Here is a 502-nt window from a genome sequence, read left to right as displayed (position 1 = left end):
ACCGCAAGGCCGAGCGGGTGATCATGTGCTGGGCGATGGGCGTGACCCAGCACCGTCACTCGGTGCCCACCGTGCAGGAGATCGTCAACCTGCAACTGCTGCGCGGCAACGTCGGCAAGCCCGGTGCCGGCCTGTCGCCGGTGCGAGGCCACAGCAACGTGCAGGGCGACCGCACCATGGGCATCGACGAAAAGCCCCCGGTGCGTCTGCTCGATGCCCTCGAAAAGCGTTTTCACTTCAAGGTGCCCCGCGAACATGGGCACAACGCCGTGCTGGCGATCAAGGCCATGGAAGAGAAGCGCGCCAAGGTGTTCATCGGCCTGGGTGGCAACTTCGCCCAGGCGACGCCGGACACCCCGCGCACCCATGCGGCGATGCGCAACTGCGACCTGACCGTGCACATCGCCACCAAGCTCAACCGCTCGCACCTGGTGACCGGGCGTGACGCGCTGATCCTGCCGTGCCTCGGCCGGACGGAAATCGACCTGCAGGCCGAGGGGCC

Annotated in this window: 1 protein-coding gene; it reads left to right on the top strand. The window is 67.5% G+C overall.

The genetic code is table 11. From position 1 onward, the window contains the following. Positions 1–502, top strand: a 502-nt coding sequence (locus WCE05_RS25955; RefSeq protein ID WP_368816833.1) for a molybdopterin-dependent oxidoreductase, incomplete at both ends; no start/stop codon positions are given.

The organism is Pseudomonas sp. I2 (genome assembly GCF_040984075.1).
In the GTDB taxonomy this organism is placed as follows: Bacteria; Pseudomonadota; Gammaproteobacteria; order Pseudomonadales; family Pseudomonadaceae; genus Aquipseudomonas; species Aquipseudomonas guariconensis_B.
Note: the sequence above shows the minus strand (reverse complement) of the source record. Positions and strands in the feature narration are given on the sequence as shown.